The sequence below is a fragment of the Orrella sp. 11846 genome (genome assembly GCF_048820935.1).
Taxonomy (GTDB): Bacteria; Pseudomonadota; Gammaproteobacteria; order Burkholderiales; family Burkholderiaceae_B; genus Algicoccus.
On sequence record NZ_JBMERD010000012.1, the window covers coordinates 19,075 to 32,533 of the forward strand.

The following is a 13,459-nucleotide window of genomic DNA, read 5'->3' on the forward strand; positions in this document are numbered from 1 at the left end:
CTTCAGAACACCTTATCCACACACAGGCTGAAGTATGATGAGGATTCACTCATTTCTCACACGTCGATCCGAACTCCATGACAACCTCGTTTTTAGACAAACTCAAATATCGCTGGCAACAATCTGACTCACTCTTGATGGTCGGCCTTGATCCGGATCCCAAACGCATACCGGCCATCTTTGGGGATTCTCTAGAAGGACTTCGGGACTTCTGTTTAGAAGTTGTGCATGCAACCGCGCCTTACACCTGTGGTTTCAAACCTCAAATCGCTTATTTTGCAGCGATTCGAGCCGAACATATCCTTGAAGAAGTTTGTCACGCCATTCGTCAACAATACCCTGAACATGTTCTCGTCCTCGATGCCAAACGAGGTGACATTGGCAGCACCGCTCAACAGTACGCGATCGAAGCGTATGACCGCTATCAGGCCGATGCTGTCACCATTAATCCATACATGGGTTTTGACTCTGCCGAACCTTATCTAGAGCGTGGCGACAAAGGTGTCATCGTGCTTTGCCGCACATCCAACCCCGGCGGATCGGATTTGCAGGCGCTCGAAGTGAAAGATGAACCCTTGTATTTGCATGTTGCCCGCATGGTGGCCGAAGAATGGAATACGAACAATCAGTGTGCGCTTGTGGTCGGCGCCACATTCCCTGATGAACTGGCCAAAGTTCGTGCTGCTGTAGGCGATTTACCTCTATTAGTCCCTGGAATCGGTGCACAAGGTGGTGATATTGCGGCAACCTGCCAAGCGGGTTGCGACAGCCAAGGCATGGGCATGATGATTAATTCATCACGGGCCATTCTGTATGCCAGTCAGGATGCAGACTGGGCACAAGCCAGCGCTTTAGCCGCAAAAAACACACGCGACCTGATCAACCAGCACCGCAACAAACCGAGCTAACTATCTAATTAAGCAGTCCGACTATCCGTCAATTGCAGTACATGCTCAATTGCAAATCGGACTGCTTGCATTCGAACAGCTTCACGGTCACCAGTAAAAACCCGATGCTCTGCCGTCACCACCACGACATCATCTAAGCGTTGTGCAAAACCAAACCAAACCAAACCAACCGGTTTGTCGGCTGTTGCCCCACCAGGACCTGCAATACCTGTGGTTGTGAGTGAAAGCGTGGCTTCAGGCGCCATCGCTAGAACACCTGCCGCCATTTGTTTAGCAACCTGTTCACTAACCGCCCCAAAAGCTTGCAAAATTTCTGGAGACACACCCAGCTGGGTCGTTTTAGCGGCATTGGTATAGGTCACCCAACCCTGATCAAACCAGGCACTGCTCCCAGAGACCGATGTTAAAGCCCCTGCCAGTAAGCCACCCGTGCAAGACTCAGCTGTTGCCACAAAACGTGACTGAGCAACCAACTGTTCACCTAATTCAGCGACACGCTGCTCTAAAGTCTGGCTAACATCCATTTTGCTTCAAGCTCCTATACCGGCACAAACGCCAAGATGATGGCAATAACCACCCAAGCGTAAATGGCAGCCACGACGTCATCCACCATCACGCCTACGCCACCTGGCATCATGGCCTCTAGCTGATGAATGGGATAAGGCTTTGCAACATCAAAAACGCGAAAGAAAACAATCGCCAGAATAAAGGCTAGACACGTTTGCGGCAAAATCCATAACAAAAGCCACAAAGCGACCATCTCATCCCAGACCATCCCCACGTGATCGGCGGTCCCTAAACGACTGCCCGTGCGTTCACAAATCCAGCAACCAAACACAAACGCGACGGCAAGCGCAATCCCCAACCACACGGTCGGTTCAGGTTGTACTGCCCACCAAATGAGCGCAGCCAACAACGTACCCCATGTGCCTGAACCCGGTCGAACCAGTCCAATGCCAAAGCCAAAGGCCACAAACGCAGCGGGATCGCGCACTAATTCTGATAATGTCGGCCAGCGAACCTTATGACGTTGGCTGACTGACAAATGTGTCGCATCATCTTTTTTCATGATCTTTAAAGTGGTCAAAACCACCGTATGAAATTTTTATGGGCTGCGCAAACTGATCTAAAACTCGAAGACCAGAGGTTTGCTCAATAGCACCCACTCGGGTGACTTGAATATTCAATGCCTTACCAAGCGCTAAAACAGCGGCACGATTTGACTCGGGTGCTGTGAAACACAGTTCAAACACATCCCCTCCACTAAGCACCGCTTCTTGTTGCAACGCTAAGGGTATATCTAACAAAGCAGGATGGATCGGCATGGCTGCATAGTCAATCGTCGCACCACACACACTGGCCGTCAAAACATGACCCAAATCTTGCACAAACCCATCGGAAATATCGATCGCACTGTGTGCAAGATTTAGTAAACCCTGACCCAACGCCAATCGCGGCTGTGGCTTTTCCAGTGCATGACGAGTCTGCTCTAGACGTTGCGCAGAAATACGGTCATCACCTTGCAAGCCAAGTAGTGCGATATGGGCTGCACCCAAATAGCCACTCACCCAGATATCGTCGCCCACTTGCGCACCCGAACGCAACAGACCGGTCTGACCGCTTGGCAAAGCGCCCAACGCTGTCACACTAATGATCGCTAAGTCTTGCGCACGGACTGTATCACCGCCGACCAAGGGGCATTGAGCCGCTTGTGACAAGGACAAAAAGCCTTCTGAAAAACCTTGCAGCCAGACAGGATCAGCCTTCGGAAGGCCCAAGCCCAATAAGCAACCAACTGGAGTTGCTCCCATGGCTGCGAGATCCGATAGATTCACCGCTAGGCTTTTATATCCCAAAGATAATGGCTTCACATTCGGAAAGAAATGTTGCCCTTCAATGAGCAAATCTTTGGTGACAACAAGTTGCGCACCCAGTGGCATGGGCACGCGCGCGGCGTCATCACCGGGCCCAAGGACATTGGCTGGCATAGACGCCGTAAAAAACTGGCGGATCAGAGAGAACTCATCGAGCGCCATGGCAGAAACTCCGTAAAACGAATTAGCGTGAATGAACGCAAATCAACGTTTACGCCTTATTTCTGGCTCACGCACTTGCGCAGCGACCTTATCCAGCACTCCGTTAATGAACTTGAAACCATCGGTCGCACCAAACGATTTGGCCAACTCGACAGACTCATTGATTGCAACGCGGTAAGGTACCTCTTGCGCATGCACGAGCTCATAAGTTCCTAAAAGCAAAATCGCATGTTCCACAGGCGACATTTCATGCAAGCTACGATCCACATACGGCATGAAGAGTTCACGCAACGACTCGGCCTCGTCTTGCGCAGTCACGCCTCGCCAAATCGATTCAAACCACTCGGCATCGGCCTGTTCAAATTCGGCATCATCACGCACATGGGCTTCAATCACACCCAGCTCACCGATCCCTTTGGGCGCATTCAGTAACCAAGCGTACAAGGCCTGAACAACATATTCACGCGCACGACGACGGCTTTTGGGGCGCGAGCCCGTGCGCGCGCCCTTCACTTCAAGCGATTCGCTCATGGTTTGTCTGTTTCATCCTCTTCGTCTTCGAAGTCCACGAACTCGAAATCAGAGTCATCGAGCTCGGGCTCCAGTGCGATGAGCAGATTACTCATTTCAACGGCAGCTTGGGCACAATCTCGACCTTTGCCTTCGGCACGCTCATCCGCTTGCTCAAAGTCTTCCGTCGTCAACACACCGTTGATCACCGGCATGCCAGTTTCCAGCGACACACGGCTGATGGCAGACGCACTTTCATTACTGACCACTTCGAAATGATAGGTATCACCGCGAATCACCGCACCCAAAGCAATCAGGGCATCAAACTCACCTGTTTCAGCCAGATGTGCCAAGGTCACACCCAACTCAAGTGCACCTGGAACGGTCACAACCATGATGTCTTCTTCTTCGACGCCTAGCTCAACGAGCTCACGCACGCAGGCATCCAGTTGCGCCAAACCAATAGGCTCGTTAAAACGTGCCCGTACGATACCGATATGCAGATCTTCACCATTGAGATCCGGTGTAATTGTGTAGAGGCTCATGACTCATCCTGTTGTGTGTGAAATTGCGAACCGTCGTCATAAGAGACGACTTCAAGACCAAACCCTTGCATGATACTGGGCATTTTGCGTGGACGCGCCAGCAGGCACATTTTACCCACACCCAGATCTCGTAATATTTGCGCACCAATCCCGTAAGTACGAAGATTCGTGCGTGGCGGTGTTTTGCTGACAGGTGCTTCTTTTGCATCCTGATTGACAATATCATCAAACTGGCTGACTAGGTTTTGTGCATCCGTGTTTGCATTCAGAAATACGATTACACCTGAGCCAGCAGCTTTCAGCGATTGCATCGCGCTCTCAATACTCCAAGTGTGCCCACCGGGCTGATCACAAATAAAATCCAGCACCGTCGTTGGTTCGTGGACTCGCACCAGCGTGGGGGCCTGCGCATCAATCTCTCCGCAAGACAAGGCTAGATGAATGTGTCCATCCACCGTGTCTTGGTAGCCAGTCAACAAGAACTCACCCCAACGCGTGGTGACTTGTCGTTCACCAAGCTTGTCGACAACCGATTCTGTCTGACTACGATATTGAATTAAATCAGCAATCGTGCCAATTTTAAGTTGATGTTTCTGCGCGTAGGTCACCAAATCAGGCAAACGTGCCATCGTGCCATCATCTTTGAGAATCTCACAGATCACAGCGGCCGGTTCTAGACCCGCCATGGCGGTCAGGTCACAGCCCGCTTCTGTGTGGCCAGCTCGCACCAACACGCCGCCAGGCATCGCCTGAACCGGAAAAATATGTCCTGGTTGCACGAGATCCTGTGGTTTGGCATCTGGCGCAACCGCAGCTTCAATGGTTCGCGCGCGGTCAGCCACAGAAATTCCGGTGTGAACACCATGAGCGGCTTCAATTGAGACCGTAAAATTGGTTTCAAATACCGTCCCATTGCGGCTTGACATCAGTGGCAGGTCCAGCTGTCGGCAACGCTCTTCAGTCAATGTCAAACAAACTAAACCGCGCGCATGGGTCACCATGAAGTTAATGGCTTCGGGCGTGACAAACTCGGCCGCCATCACCAAGTCGCCTTCATTTTCTCGGTCTTCTTCGTCAATCAGAATGACCATTCGTCCTGCCTTGAGCTCTTTTACAATCTCTTCGACTGAAGAAATCGCGCCAGAAAAGTCTTGGCTATCTGCACTTGACTGCCCAAGCGCCTGTTCACTTGCTGCCATGCTTTTGCACCTCTGTCATTCTATTAATTCCTAATAGCATGGCATTATAGAGCCACGCGCGACACAACACCCACGATCTCCCTTAGTAAAATCCGATGAGCACACTTTCCGAACTTGAATTGCGACTTTACATCCCACCACAAAGCCAAACCAGCCTGTCCAATGCCGTCAATCAGTTGCCTGGACATCTGATTCATTTGCAAGCAAAATACTTTGATACGCCAGAACGTGATCTCGCTAAACGCAGCATTGCCATTCGGATCCGACGAGAAGATCAACAATGGGTACAAACCTTGAAAGCACCCGGCTCTCACGCAATTGAGCAACTGGAGCTAAACCATCCATTAAACACACCTGAACTCGATCTTGAGCTCTACAAAAACCAGCCTATTTACGATTTATTAAAACCCTTACAAGCAACCTTACAGATCCGCTTTGAAACCGACGTGCAGCGACGCATCGCCTATTTGCAAACTCACACAGGATTGGTTGAGCTTGCCCATGACACTGGCTTCATTCGCGCAGGCGCACATCAAACCTCAATATCAGAAGTCGAGTTTGAACTCAAAGAAGGCGACATCAGTGCAGTGCTTGATTCGGGTCTGCAATGGCTGACTCAACATCAATTGGCTTTGGAGTTTCGTAGCAAAGCCGAACGAGGCGATCGACTTGCCCGCTCAAGCTCACACAGTCAAGAAGTAACTACACGAGTCAGCAAAGGGACGTCTGACACACGCACACCATCGCACACGCCACCCCACAAACAAGCACTTCAGATCATCGAGCAACTTGCGCGAAGCAGCTTGCAGCAAATCCAATCTGATGACCCCAAAGCGCTGTATCCGCACACCCCTGAGATTGAACAGCAACTCATTCGTTTACAAACACTCTTGGCAAACACCAAAGACCTTTCTGCAGTGACCAACCAATCAGACCAAGCGCTGATAGAACGAGTATTAAAGCAGCTAGAGCAGTTAAAGGAATCCGATACTCATCAAACAAATACCGCAGACACACACAGCACACACAATATGCAAAGCCTCGTTGTCAGTACTGAGTTTCAGGGCTGGATGCTGTCATTATTTGCTCGATTGCTCACGCAACACGCTGGATCCAATCTCTCATGAGCCGAGCTTAAATTTCATTGGTGTGTTTTTAATCGGAAACAAGATGGACACAAAGCTTATAAAACCAGACAAAGATTCACACATTTCGAATTGTTATGTGCCCCATCAAGTCGTATCCATGATGATTGATTACGAATGGGGCATTGCTCGCGCTTGGCGAGAGCACTTAGGGATCAGCCAACAAGAATTGGCGCAGCGGCTGGGTGTTTCACTATCTACCTATTCACAGCAAGAACAGAGACATTGCCTGTCTGAGATAAATCGTCAAGAAATTGCCGCTGCACTCGGAATCATTCCTGAACAGCTCGATGTTTAAGCGGACGAGCCCTCACCCACCAGTGCTTGTGCAAATTCACGCGCTACAAATGGCTGCAAATCCTCAATCTGCTCACCCACACCCACCCAATACACAGGAATCGGACGACAGCCCTGTGCACCGGCTGCCAGTGCAGCAAGTACTCCGCCTTTAGCCGTTCCATCCAATTTAGTGACGATTAAGCCAGTGAGCGTCAAAGCCTCATCAAATGCTTTGACTTGTGCCAAAGCGTTCTGTCCTGTGTTTCCGTCCACGACCAACAAAACTTCGTGCGGGGCTTGCTCATCGGCTTTACGAATCACGCGTGCAATCTTTTTAAGCTCTTCCATCAAATGCAATTGCGTTGGCAAACGACCCGCAGTGTCCACCATCACGACATCCATGCCGCGCGCATGTCCAGCATGAACCGCATCAAAAGCGACAGCGGCGGGATCACCTCCAGTTTGCGCAATCACAGCCACGTTATTGCGTTCACCCCAAGCGACCAGCTGTTCACGGGCTGCGGCCCGGAAAGTATCTCCTGCAGCCAACAGCACTTTCTGGTTACTTTTTTGTAGGGAGAAAGCCAATTTACCAATGGAGGTTGTTTTACCCGCACCATTGACCCCGGCGATCATCATCACCAAGGGCTGCACATGGCCGACATCAAACGGCTTCTCTAGGCAAGCCAGATGCTCAGTCAGCACATCCACCAAAGCTTGACGCACTTCTTGTGGGGTTTGCAAACGTCGTCGGCCCACTTCTTTTCTGAGCTTGGCAATCAATTCAACTGAAGCCTGAACACCGGCATCTGCCATAATCAAGGCAGACTCAAGGTCTTCGTACAACGACTCTTCAATCCGACTGCCCACAAAAATGCCGCCAATGCTGCGACCTGTACGTGACAGGCCTTGGCGCAAACGCGACATCCATGATTTCTTGGCCGGTGTTTGTTCCGATGGGACCGACTGTTCTAGAATGACAGACGTCTCGTTCTCGGACGTAGAGTCTGACGTAGGCTCAGGCGCAACAGAAGGTGGGGATTCAAGCGGCTCAACAACCTCTGCCGAAACAGGTTCCGATGATTCTGCGACCGGAGATGGTTGAAGTTGAGGCTCTGGTTCTGGTTCTGACTCAGGCTCTACAACTGGAGCAGGCACCACATCCGAAGTGACCTGAACGGTCGACTTCTCCGTGATAGGCTCACTAGTTAACTGCGCTGAGACTTCAGTCTCATCCGTCGTATTCTGATCTGCTGTTTGCAACGATTCATCAACAACAACTTGTGTATCTTCAGTCTGTTTATCAGCCCGTTTTCTTCTAAAAAATCTAAACATGGTCAAAAAATCAATCCGGATCGTCGGTGGTCAATATCGCCGCAGCCGCATCGAAGTCCCCGACGGGCCTGGGCTTCGTCCCACGCCCGATCGAGTGCGTGAGACGTTATTTAACTGGTTGTCACACTTCTGGAACACTGATTATGCACAAAAGCGTGTACTAGATCTTTTTGCCGGGACGGGCGCACTGGGTTTTGAGGCGGCATCGCGAGGTGTCTCGCAAGCCGTTCTGGTTGAAAACAACCCGGCAGCCCTGCGCTGCTTACACAAAACACGTGAGCGGCTCCAAGCATCCCACGTGCAGATCATACGCGCAGATGCGATGAGTTTTCTGAACCGGCCTTCACCCCAGTGTTGGGATCTCATTTTATTAGATCCCCCCTTTGAAAACACCTGGTTCCCAGATCTGATCGAGAAAACCACCCCAATTCTGTGCGACGATGGTCTTGTGTACGCAGAAAGTGATCAAGCACTCAATGCACCGACAGGTTTTGTTACATTACGTCAGAATCGCGCCGGTGGCGTACACTATCATTTATTTCACCGTTCACCTTCTGAGTCAAGATGATTACTGCCATCTATCCCGGAACTTTTGATCCAATGACCCGTGGCCACGAAGATTTAGTTCGTCGCGCATCAGGTTTATTTGACGAAGTTGTCGTGGGCGTTGCGCACAGCCGCGCCAAACGTCCCTTTTTCACGGTCGAAGAGCGCGTGGAGATTGCCCGCGAAGTTCTCGGCCACTACTCCAATGTGCGAGTTGCCAGTTTCGCAGGGCTACTCAAAGACTTCGTTCGCGAACAAAACGGCCGTGTCATCGTCCGCGGTTTGCGAGCTGTCTCCGACTTTGAGTATGAGTTCCAAATGGCTGGCATGAACCGCCATTTGCTGCCGGATGTCGAAACTTTGTTTATGACACCTTCTGACCAATATCAGTTTATTTCCGGCACGATCGTGCGGGAAATCGCGATTCTTGGCGGAGATGTGAGTAAATTTGTATTTCCATCTGTCGAACGCTGGTTACAAGCCAAGTCGTTGGAACGACAACAAAACCCACAAAGCTAAGTCAGCCATGACCCATCGCTGGCTTTGCTGAACAAATCAAATCCAGGAGTTACATCATGGCACTCAGAATCACGGACGAATGCATTAACTGCGACGTTTGTGAACCCCAATGCCCCAACGAGGCGATCTCGATGGGTGAAGAGTTCTATGTGATTGACCCACACGCCTGTACAGAATGTGTGGGCCATCATGGCGAACCACAATGTGTGGTCATCTGTCCCGTGGACTGTATTGAACTAGATCCACAATGGAAAGAAGGCCAAGATGCGCTCATGGCCAAATACCACCGTCTCACTGGCACAGAGCCCGTAGAGCAGTCTTAACTCTCAGTGCCTTAAACCTTAAAATCGGGCATAGACGCATCAGGGCGCACCTTCATAAGTCGGCAGGGCCGCCCCAACACATGGCCAAACCATACCGCCGCTAAATCGCCCTCATCGACCACATCAGTCGATTGACCTGCGACTGTCGCAGTCATCCAGACGCTTTCATCATCTTCAATCACATCCAGTGGAATATCCATGCGCAGCATGCCCGGGGCTTTGAGCACTAGCATGCCGTGGCGCAAGTCAATCTCAATGGTGGATAAATCTGCGTCAGACAACCAAACTTGCTGCTCATCCACGACAAACCAGCGATTGGCATAATCAGCCGCTTTAGGGTGATCAATCTGTGGTCCGCCTGCAATAGGGCTACTCATAAAAACATCTCCTGAATTCCGCATTTCAAACAATTACTGGTCAGTTTCTGATGGCAAAGCGCGCGCGGATTCGCCCGCCTGAACCGAAGGTTGATTCCAAGATCCTGATATTTGCACTGGTAGCGTTCGCTCACGCAGTTGAATCTGAAATCCTGAAGCTGACGTCGATTGATTGAGCAATTCTGCATCTAGCTTGAACTGTAAAGACAGTGTTTGATCTTGCAGATTGGCCCAGCCTTTAAAATCTTCGGCTTGAACATTACCACCAATCAAATCAATCTGCCCAATCTGCACGACATTGTCCTCAACTGTCAGATCAGCCCGCAAGGTTTGAGCAAATAGCGCTGTCATCGAAGCCAAATCCCACTGTTGAACAAAAGGCGTCTCTATGCGCACATCATCAAAAATCATATTCAAGTCAGTAGCCTGCGAATCAGGATCAGCCTGAATCATCAAACGCAAGCGCCGTGCTGCAATCAACGGTTCGGCTTCAGAGCTTTGTTGTATCGAACGTATTTGAATGTTTCGCAAATCAGCAGCGTCAAGACTGACAGAACGATTGACCAATCCATCCTGAAACCACGTGAAGCCATTGTGTTGTTGGCGCTGCGCAGACGTTTGTGTCTGCCTTGAAACGTGATGCGCATCACCCACCAAGACATCTAATGCACCCAGCCCCAGCCAGTTCACCTGTATGTCACGATCCAGCAATCCGCCCCAAGTCGAGACAAACTCGACATCCGCGGCATGAACCTCATGGATAGACGCGACTTGTTCAAGCTGAGCACAGACCGATCGATTTTGTCCACACAGATGCAGCGTCTCAACTTGTAGGCGTATCTGAGGCCAAAGGTCCACTTTTACTTCACCTTGCGCTTGCACCGGTACCGACCACAGTCCACCTAAGCCTTGACTTAACACCCAAGCTGCACTCACAGACCACTGCAAACTGAGCCATAACGCGCCCAGCACGATCAGCAGTACTGCGAGGACTGTCCCCAATAAGCGCCTCAACCACCTCATTATTGATCTCCGCAAAACGCCATCTGTCACAACATCCATTCAAGACATTAACAATGTATCAGAACACGGGCATGGACAAGTGAACGGGCGTTTAAGGGTAATATGACCCCCTTGTGCACATTCTGTATCGTCGCTCTCTGATTTTTACACATGAATACACCCGCTGCTGCTATCCATCCATCGGTCGCATCCTCGATCACACCTTTGACGCGTCTGGACCGAGTTATTGGAGATTTGCGTCGTGGTGACTGGGTTCAGGTTCAATCAGACAATCAAGTTGTGTTGATTGCCAGTGCAGAGAACCTTGCGCGCAACACATTGCGCAGCCTCCAGGACTTTTCTGACGAATCGCCCAAACTGCTCATCACTGGGCAGCGTGCCAAACGACTGGGCTTTAAGGGGGAGGCGCATCAAACCGTCTGCATTTTGGAAAGCCAAACACCTTTATCGGCACAGACCATCACACGGCTGGCCAATCCGGTGGACAACACCGTGCTTCAAGATACAGATTTAGAAGGTTTGCACATTCAACCCTATACGCACGATGTACCCATGGCCACCGCGGTCATTGCGATGCTCAAACAAGCGGGTCTACTCCCCGCAGCTGTCATTGCAGCGGCAGATTTGACTCGTACCGACCCTGATATGCTAGCAATTTCGGTCGCTGACATTCAATCCGGTTTGGCACAAGCCACAACGGGTCTGAAAGTTGTGGCACAGGCTCAAGTGCCTCTGCAAGACAGCGAACAAACTGAAATCATTGCTTTACGACCACGCGACGGGCGTACAGAACATCTGGCCATCGTTGTTGGAAAACCAGATCTCAGTAAACCAGTACTGATTCGAATTCATTCGGAATGCTACACGGGTGATCTTCTCGGATCACTACGCTGCGACTGTGGTCATCAATTGCGCGGCGCCATCTCTCTGATGGCAGGCTCAGGGGGCGGAATCGTGCTTTATCTGGCCCAAGAAGGTCGAGGCATCGGCCTCATTAACAAACTACGTGCTTACGCGCTGCAAGACCAAGGGCTAGACACTGTGGATGCCAATCTGGACCTAGGCTTTGAAGAAGATGAGCGTGATTATCAGGTTGCGGCCGACATGTTGAACATGTTGAACATTCCCCAAGTTCGTCTACTCACAAACAACCCAAACAAGGTCGAGGCACTCAAGCGATTCGGCATTGATGTTGTTGAACGTGTCGCCCATGTTTTTGCGGCCAATCGTCACAACCGTGGATACCTGTATACCAAGGGTGCACGTAGTGGACACTTGTTTGATTTGAGCTTATTCGAAGAATCACAAAACGAACAAGAATAGGCCTGACTTTCATAGGTCCAACTTTCGTAGACTTTTTATCGAGTCATCGATCGAGCAGACATCAAGCGCATCCGTACTTTAGGAATTGGTCTCTACGTCGTGTGGTTGCCGAGGCACACATAATGAAAACACCATATCCGGCCCATCAATCTCACAAGTCAATCGACCACCTAAGATTTGTGTCAGCTGCCCACTCAGATACAAGCCTAAGCCTGAACCGGACAAGCCAGACGAAGACGCATCACGTGCGTATTTCTCAAAAAGCTTGCTGCAATCCGGTGGTTGAGGCCCCACATAACGGTTACGCACAACCAACGTCACGCCGGGACATTCAACATCTCTGCCATTGTGATCAAACGATTCTAAATCCAAACCTTGTGGTGTCGTGAGTTTCATTTCGATCGCGCTCTCAGGCGGTGAGTATTTCAGCGCATTGTCTACAAGGTTATGCATAATGACTGACAAGAGTTGCCGATCGGTCTCCAACAAAACCCCATGTGCCTGAACAACGACTCGTGAAGGTGTCAAACAGCGATCAACCACCTCCTCAATCAGCTCCTCAAAATCAAAAAGCTCGGGGGAAGTCGAACTCGGTTTTCTTCGATCTGAGACGACAAGCGGCAACGGTCAATAATATCCAACATCGAGTTTGCGGCACGATCAAGTCGAGCCCGCTTTATCGCTGGCAAATCAACTGTATCGAGCGTAATCTGCATCACACTCAAAGGCGTTTTCAGCTCATGGGACAGCATATCCATAAACCGACTTTGCTCTTCAATTTTGAGCTTATGGTCAGAAAGGCGCTGCTCCACCAATTCAAGTCGCAATCGATTCTGAATGCTTTGCTCCCCCAAAGCGTACGAGCGCCAAAAAAAGAAACAAACCGATCACAATCGCACTAAACACACCTTGTAACACCGTGCCATCACGATAAAGCCACAAGTTGTCTGGTCGTTTCAAAACAATCAGCACAACGGCCATCAGCAATAATGCCAACGTATTGTGCGCACCACCAACATGATGGAGCGGGTGAACCGAGAGGTTAGACGCAGAGAGCGTGTCATTGGGATTTTTCCGAATGATGAATCAGCCTGGCGGCTGATCGGTGCATTGCTGGCCGAGCTCAATGAGAAATGGCAAGCTCGACGGTATTTAGACACGGATGAATACCGTGATTGGGCACAAGAACAGGCGCGCGCTGCAGCAACACTACGTAGTGTTGCTGCAGCCTGATGGCCTACAACGTGTCAGCCAACTGAAAGGAAACGAAATTACAGCAAATTTGGGACTTGACTCGAACGCAAGCTCAAGACATTCCCCTCTTCTGACCAAGATACCCATCAGCTGCCTGAGACTCGGTTGATTGTGCAAGAGTCAGACAAACAGACAAA

At 50.5% G+C, this 13,459-nt stretch carries 19 protein-coding genes and 1 pseudogene; 8 read left to right on the forward strand and 12 right to left on the reverse strand.

Going from position 1 to position 13,459, the window contains the following annotated elements; translation table 11 throughout:
• Positions 1–77 precede the first annotated feature (77 nt).
• Positions 78–908, forward strand: a complete 831-nt coding sequence (gene pyrF / locus ACOI06_RS10670; protein WP_420662565.1) for an orotidine-5'-phosphate decarboxylase — start codon at positions 78–80, stop codon at positions 906–908.
• Between the two features lie 8 nt (positions 909–916).
• Here pyrF and ACOI06_RS10675 read toward each other — a convergent pair whose 3' ends face one another.
• From ACOI06_RS10675 to ribBA, 6 genes are read right to left on the reverse strand one after another with little or no spacing between them, the layout of a single operon-like run.
• Entirely contained in the window at positions 917–1,432 is a 516-nt protein-coding gene (locus tag ACOI06_RS10675) for a CinA family protein (protein ID WP_420662566.1), read from the reverse strand.
• Positions 1,433–1,446: 14 nt separating this feature from the next.
• The gene (locus ACOI06_RS10680) at positions 1,447–1,977 is read right to left on the reverse strand and encodes a phosphatidylglycerophosphatase A (RefSeq protein ID WP_420662567.1); all 531 of its coding nucleotides are present in this window, start codon (positions 1,975–1,977) and stop codon (positions 1,447–1,449) included.
• Complete coding sequence (thiL, locus tag ACOI06_RS10685; protein WP_420662568.1) at positions 1,964–2,944, reverse strand: thiamine-phosphate kinase; 981 nt, start codon at positions 2,942–2,944, stop codon at positions 1,964–1,966. The genes ACOI06_RS10680 and thiL overlap by 14 nt, the downstream gene beginning before the upstream one ends.
• 42 nt (positions 2,945–2,986) lie before the next feature.
• Positions 2,987–3,475, reverse strand: a complete 489-nt coding sequence (nusB, locus tag ACOI06_RS10690) for a transcription antitermination factor NusB (RefSeq protein WP_420662569.1) — start codon at positions 3,473–3,475, stop codon at positions 2,987–2,989.
• Complete coding sequence (gene ribH, locus ACOI06_RS10695; protein WP_420662570.1) at positions 3,472–3,999, reverse strand: 6,7-dimethyl-8-ribityllumazine synthase; 528 nt, start codon at positions 3,997–3,999, stop codon at positions 3,472–3,474. The genes nusB and ribH overlap by 4 nt, the downstream gene beginning before the upstream one ends.
• Positions 3,996–5,198 carry a bifunctional 3,4-dihydroxy-2-butanone-4-phosphate synthase/GTP cyclohydrolase II gene (gene ribBA / locus ACOI06_RS10700; RefSeq protein WP_420662571.1) on the reverse strand — a complete coding sequence of 401 codons (1,203 nt, stop codon included), beginning with the start codon at positions 5,196–5,198 and terminating at the stop codon, positions 3,996–3,998. The genes ribH and ribBA overlap by 4 nt, the downstream gene beginning before the upstream one ends.
• A gap of 95 nt (positions 5,199–5,293) precedes the next feature.
• Here ribBA and ACOI06_RS10705 point away from each other — a divergent pair, with 95 nt between their 5' ends.
• Both ACOI06_RS10705 and ACOI06_RS10710 read left to right on the forward strand, forming a co-directional pair.
• Positions 5,294–6,325 carry a CYTH domain-containing protein gene (locus ACOI06_RS10705; protein WP_420662572.1) on the forward strand — a complete coding sequence of 344 codons (1,032 nt, stop codon included), beginning with the start codon at positions 5,294–5,296 and terminating at the stop codon, positions 6,323–6,325.
• A gap of 43 nt (positions 6,326–6,368) precedes the next feature.
• Complete coding sequence (locus ACOI06_RS10710) at positions 6,369–6,641, forward strand: helix-turn-helix domain-containing protein (RefSeq protein ID WP_420662573.1); 273 nt, start codon at positions 6,369–6,371, stop codon at positions 6,639–6,641.
• On the opposite strand, the gene ftsY is transcribed toward ACOI06_RS10710, so the two are convergent.
• Positions 6,638–7,957 (reverse strand): signal recognition particle-docking protein FtsY, encoded by a 1,320-nt coding sequence (ftsY, locus tag ACOI06_RS10715; protein ID WP_420662646.1) that lies wholly within the window; start codon positions 7,955–7,957, stop codon positions 6,638–6,640. The genes ACOI06_RS10710 and ftsY overlap by 4 nt on opposite strands.
• On the opposite strand from ftsY, the gene rsmD reads away from it, so the two are divergent.
• From rsmD to ACOI06_RS10730, 3 genes are read left to right on the forward strand one after another with little or no spacing between them, the layout of a single operon-like run.
• Positions 7,956–8,525: a 16S rRNA (guanine(966)-N(2))-methyltransferase RsmD gene (gene rsmD, locus ACOI06_RS10720; protein WP_420662574.1), complete on the forward strand. Its 570-nt coding sequence runs from the start codon at positions 7,956–7,958 to the stop codon at positions 8,523–8,525. The two genes, ftsY and rsmD, sit on opposite strands and share 2 nt — an antisense overlap.
• Positions 8,522–9,022 carry a pantetheine-phosphate adenylyltransferase gene (coaD, locus tag ACOI06_RS10725; protein ID WP_420662576.1) on the forward strand — a complete coding sequence of 167 codons (501 nt, stop codon included), beginning with the start codon at positions 8,522–8,524 and terminating at the stop codon, positions 9,020–9,022. Before rsmD ends, coaD begins: the two co-directional genes overlap by 4 nt.
• Before the next feature lie 56 nt (positions 9,023–9,078).
• On the forward strand, positions 9,079–9,345 hold the full coding sequence (locus ACOI06_RS10730; protein WP_420662577.1) for a YfhL family 4Fe-4S dicluster ferredoxin: 267 nt from the start codon (positions 9,079–9,081) through the stop codon (positions 9,343–9,345).
• Positions 9,346–9,356: 11 nt separating this feature from the next.
• On the opposite strand, the gene ACOI06_RS10735 is transcribed toward ACOI06_RS10730, so the two are convergent.
• Together ACOI06_RS10735 and ACOI06_RS10740 are read right to left on the reverse strand one after the other, a co-directional pair.
• On the reverse strand, positions 9,357–9,722 hold the full coding sequence (locus ACOI06_RS10735) for a hypothetical protein (RefSeq protein WP_420662578.1): 366 nt from the start codon (positions 9,720–9,722) through the stop codon (positions 9,357–9,359).
• Positions 9,723–9,755: 33 nt separating this feature from the next.
• Positions 9,756–10,745, reverse strand: a complete 990-nt coding sequence (locus ACOI06_RS10740) for a hypothetical protein (protein ID WP_420662579.1) — start codon at positions 10,743–10,745, stop codon at positions 9,756–9,758.
• 150 nt (positions 10,746–10,895) lie between these two features.
• Between ACOI06_RS10740 and ribA the strand changes: the two genes are divergently transcribed.
• Positions 10,896–12,068 (forward strand): GTP cyclohydrolase II, encoded by a 1,173-nt coding sequence (gene ribA / locus ACOI06_RS10745; protein ID WP_420662580.1) that lies wholly within the window; start codon positions 10,896–10,898, stop codon positions 12,066–12,068.
• Between the two features lie 78 nt (positions 12,069–12,146).
• On the opposite strand, the gene ACOI06_RS10750 is transcribed toward ribA, so the two are convergent.
• From ACOI06_RS10750 to ACOI06_RS10760, 3 genes are read right to left on the reverse strand one after another with little or no spacing between them, the layout of a single operon-like run.
• Positions 12,147–12,611, reverse strand: a complete 465-nt coding sequence (locus ACOI06_RS10750; protein ID WP_420662581.1) for an ATP-binding protein — start codon at positions 12,609–12,611, stop codon at positions 12,147–12,149.
• Between the two features lie 8 nt (positions 12,612–12,619).
• Positions 12,620–12,895, reverse strand: coding sequence for a histidine kinase dimerization/phospho-acceptor domain-containing protein (locus tag ACOI06_RS10755; protein ID WP_420662582.1), 276 nt, complete (start codon positions 12,893–12,895; stop codon positions 12,620–12,622).
• Positions 12,885–13,064, reverse strand: a complete 180-nt coding sequence (locus tag ACOI06_RS10760; protein WP_420662583.1) for a hypothetical protein — start codon at positions 13,062–13,064, stop codon at positions 12,885–12,887. The genes ACOI06_RS10755 and ACOI06_RS10760 overlap by 11 nt, the downstream gene beginning before the upstream one ends.
• A gap of 6 nt (positions 13,065–13,070) precedes the next feature.
• Between ACOI06_RS10760 and ACOI06_RS10765 the strand changes: the two are divergent.
• Positions 13,071–13,301, forward strand: a pseudogene (locus ACOI06_RS10765) (transposase); the annotation flags it as partial.
• Positions 13,302–13,459 lie beyond the last annotated feature (158 nt).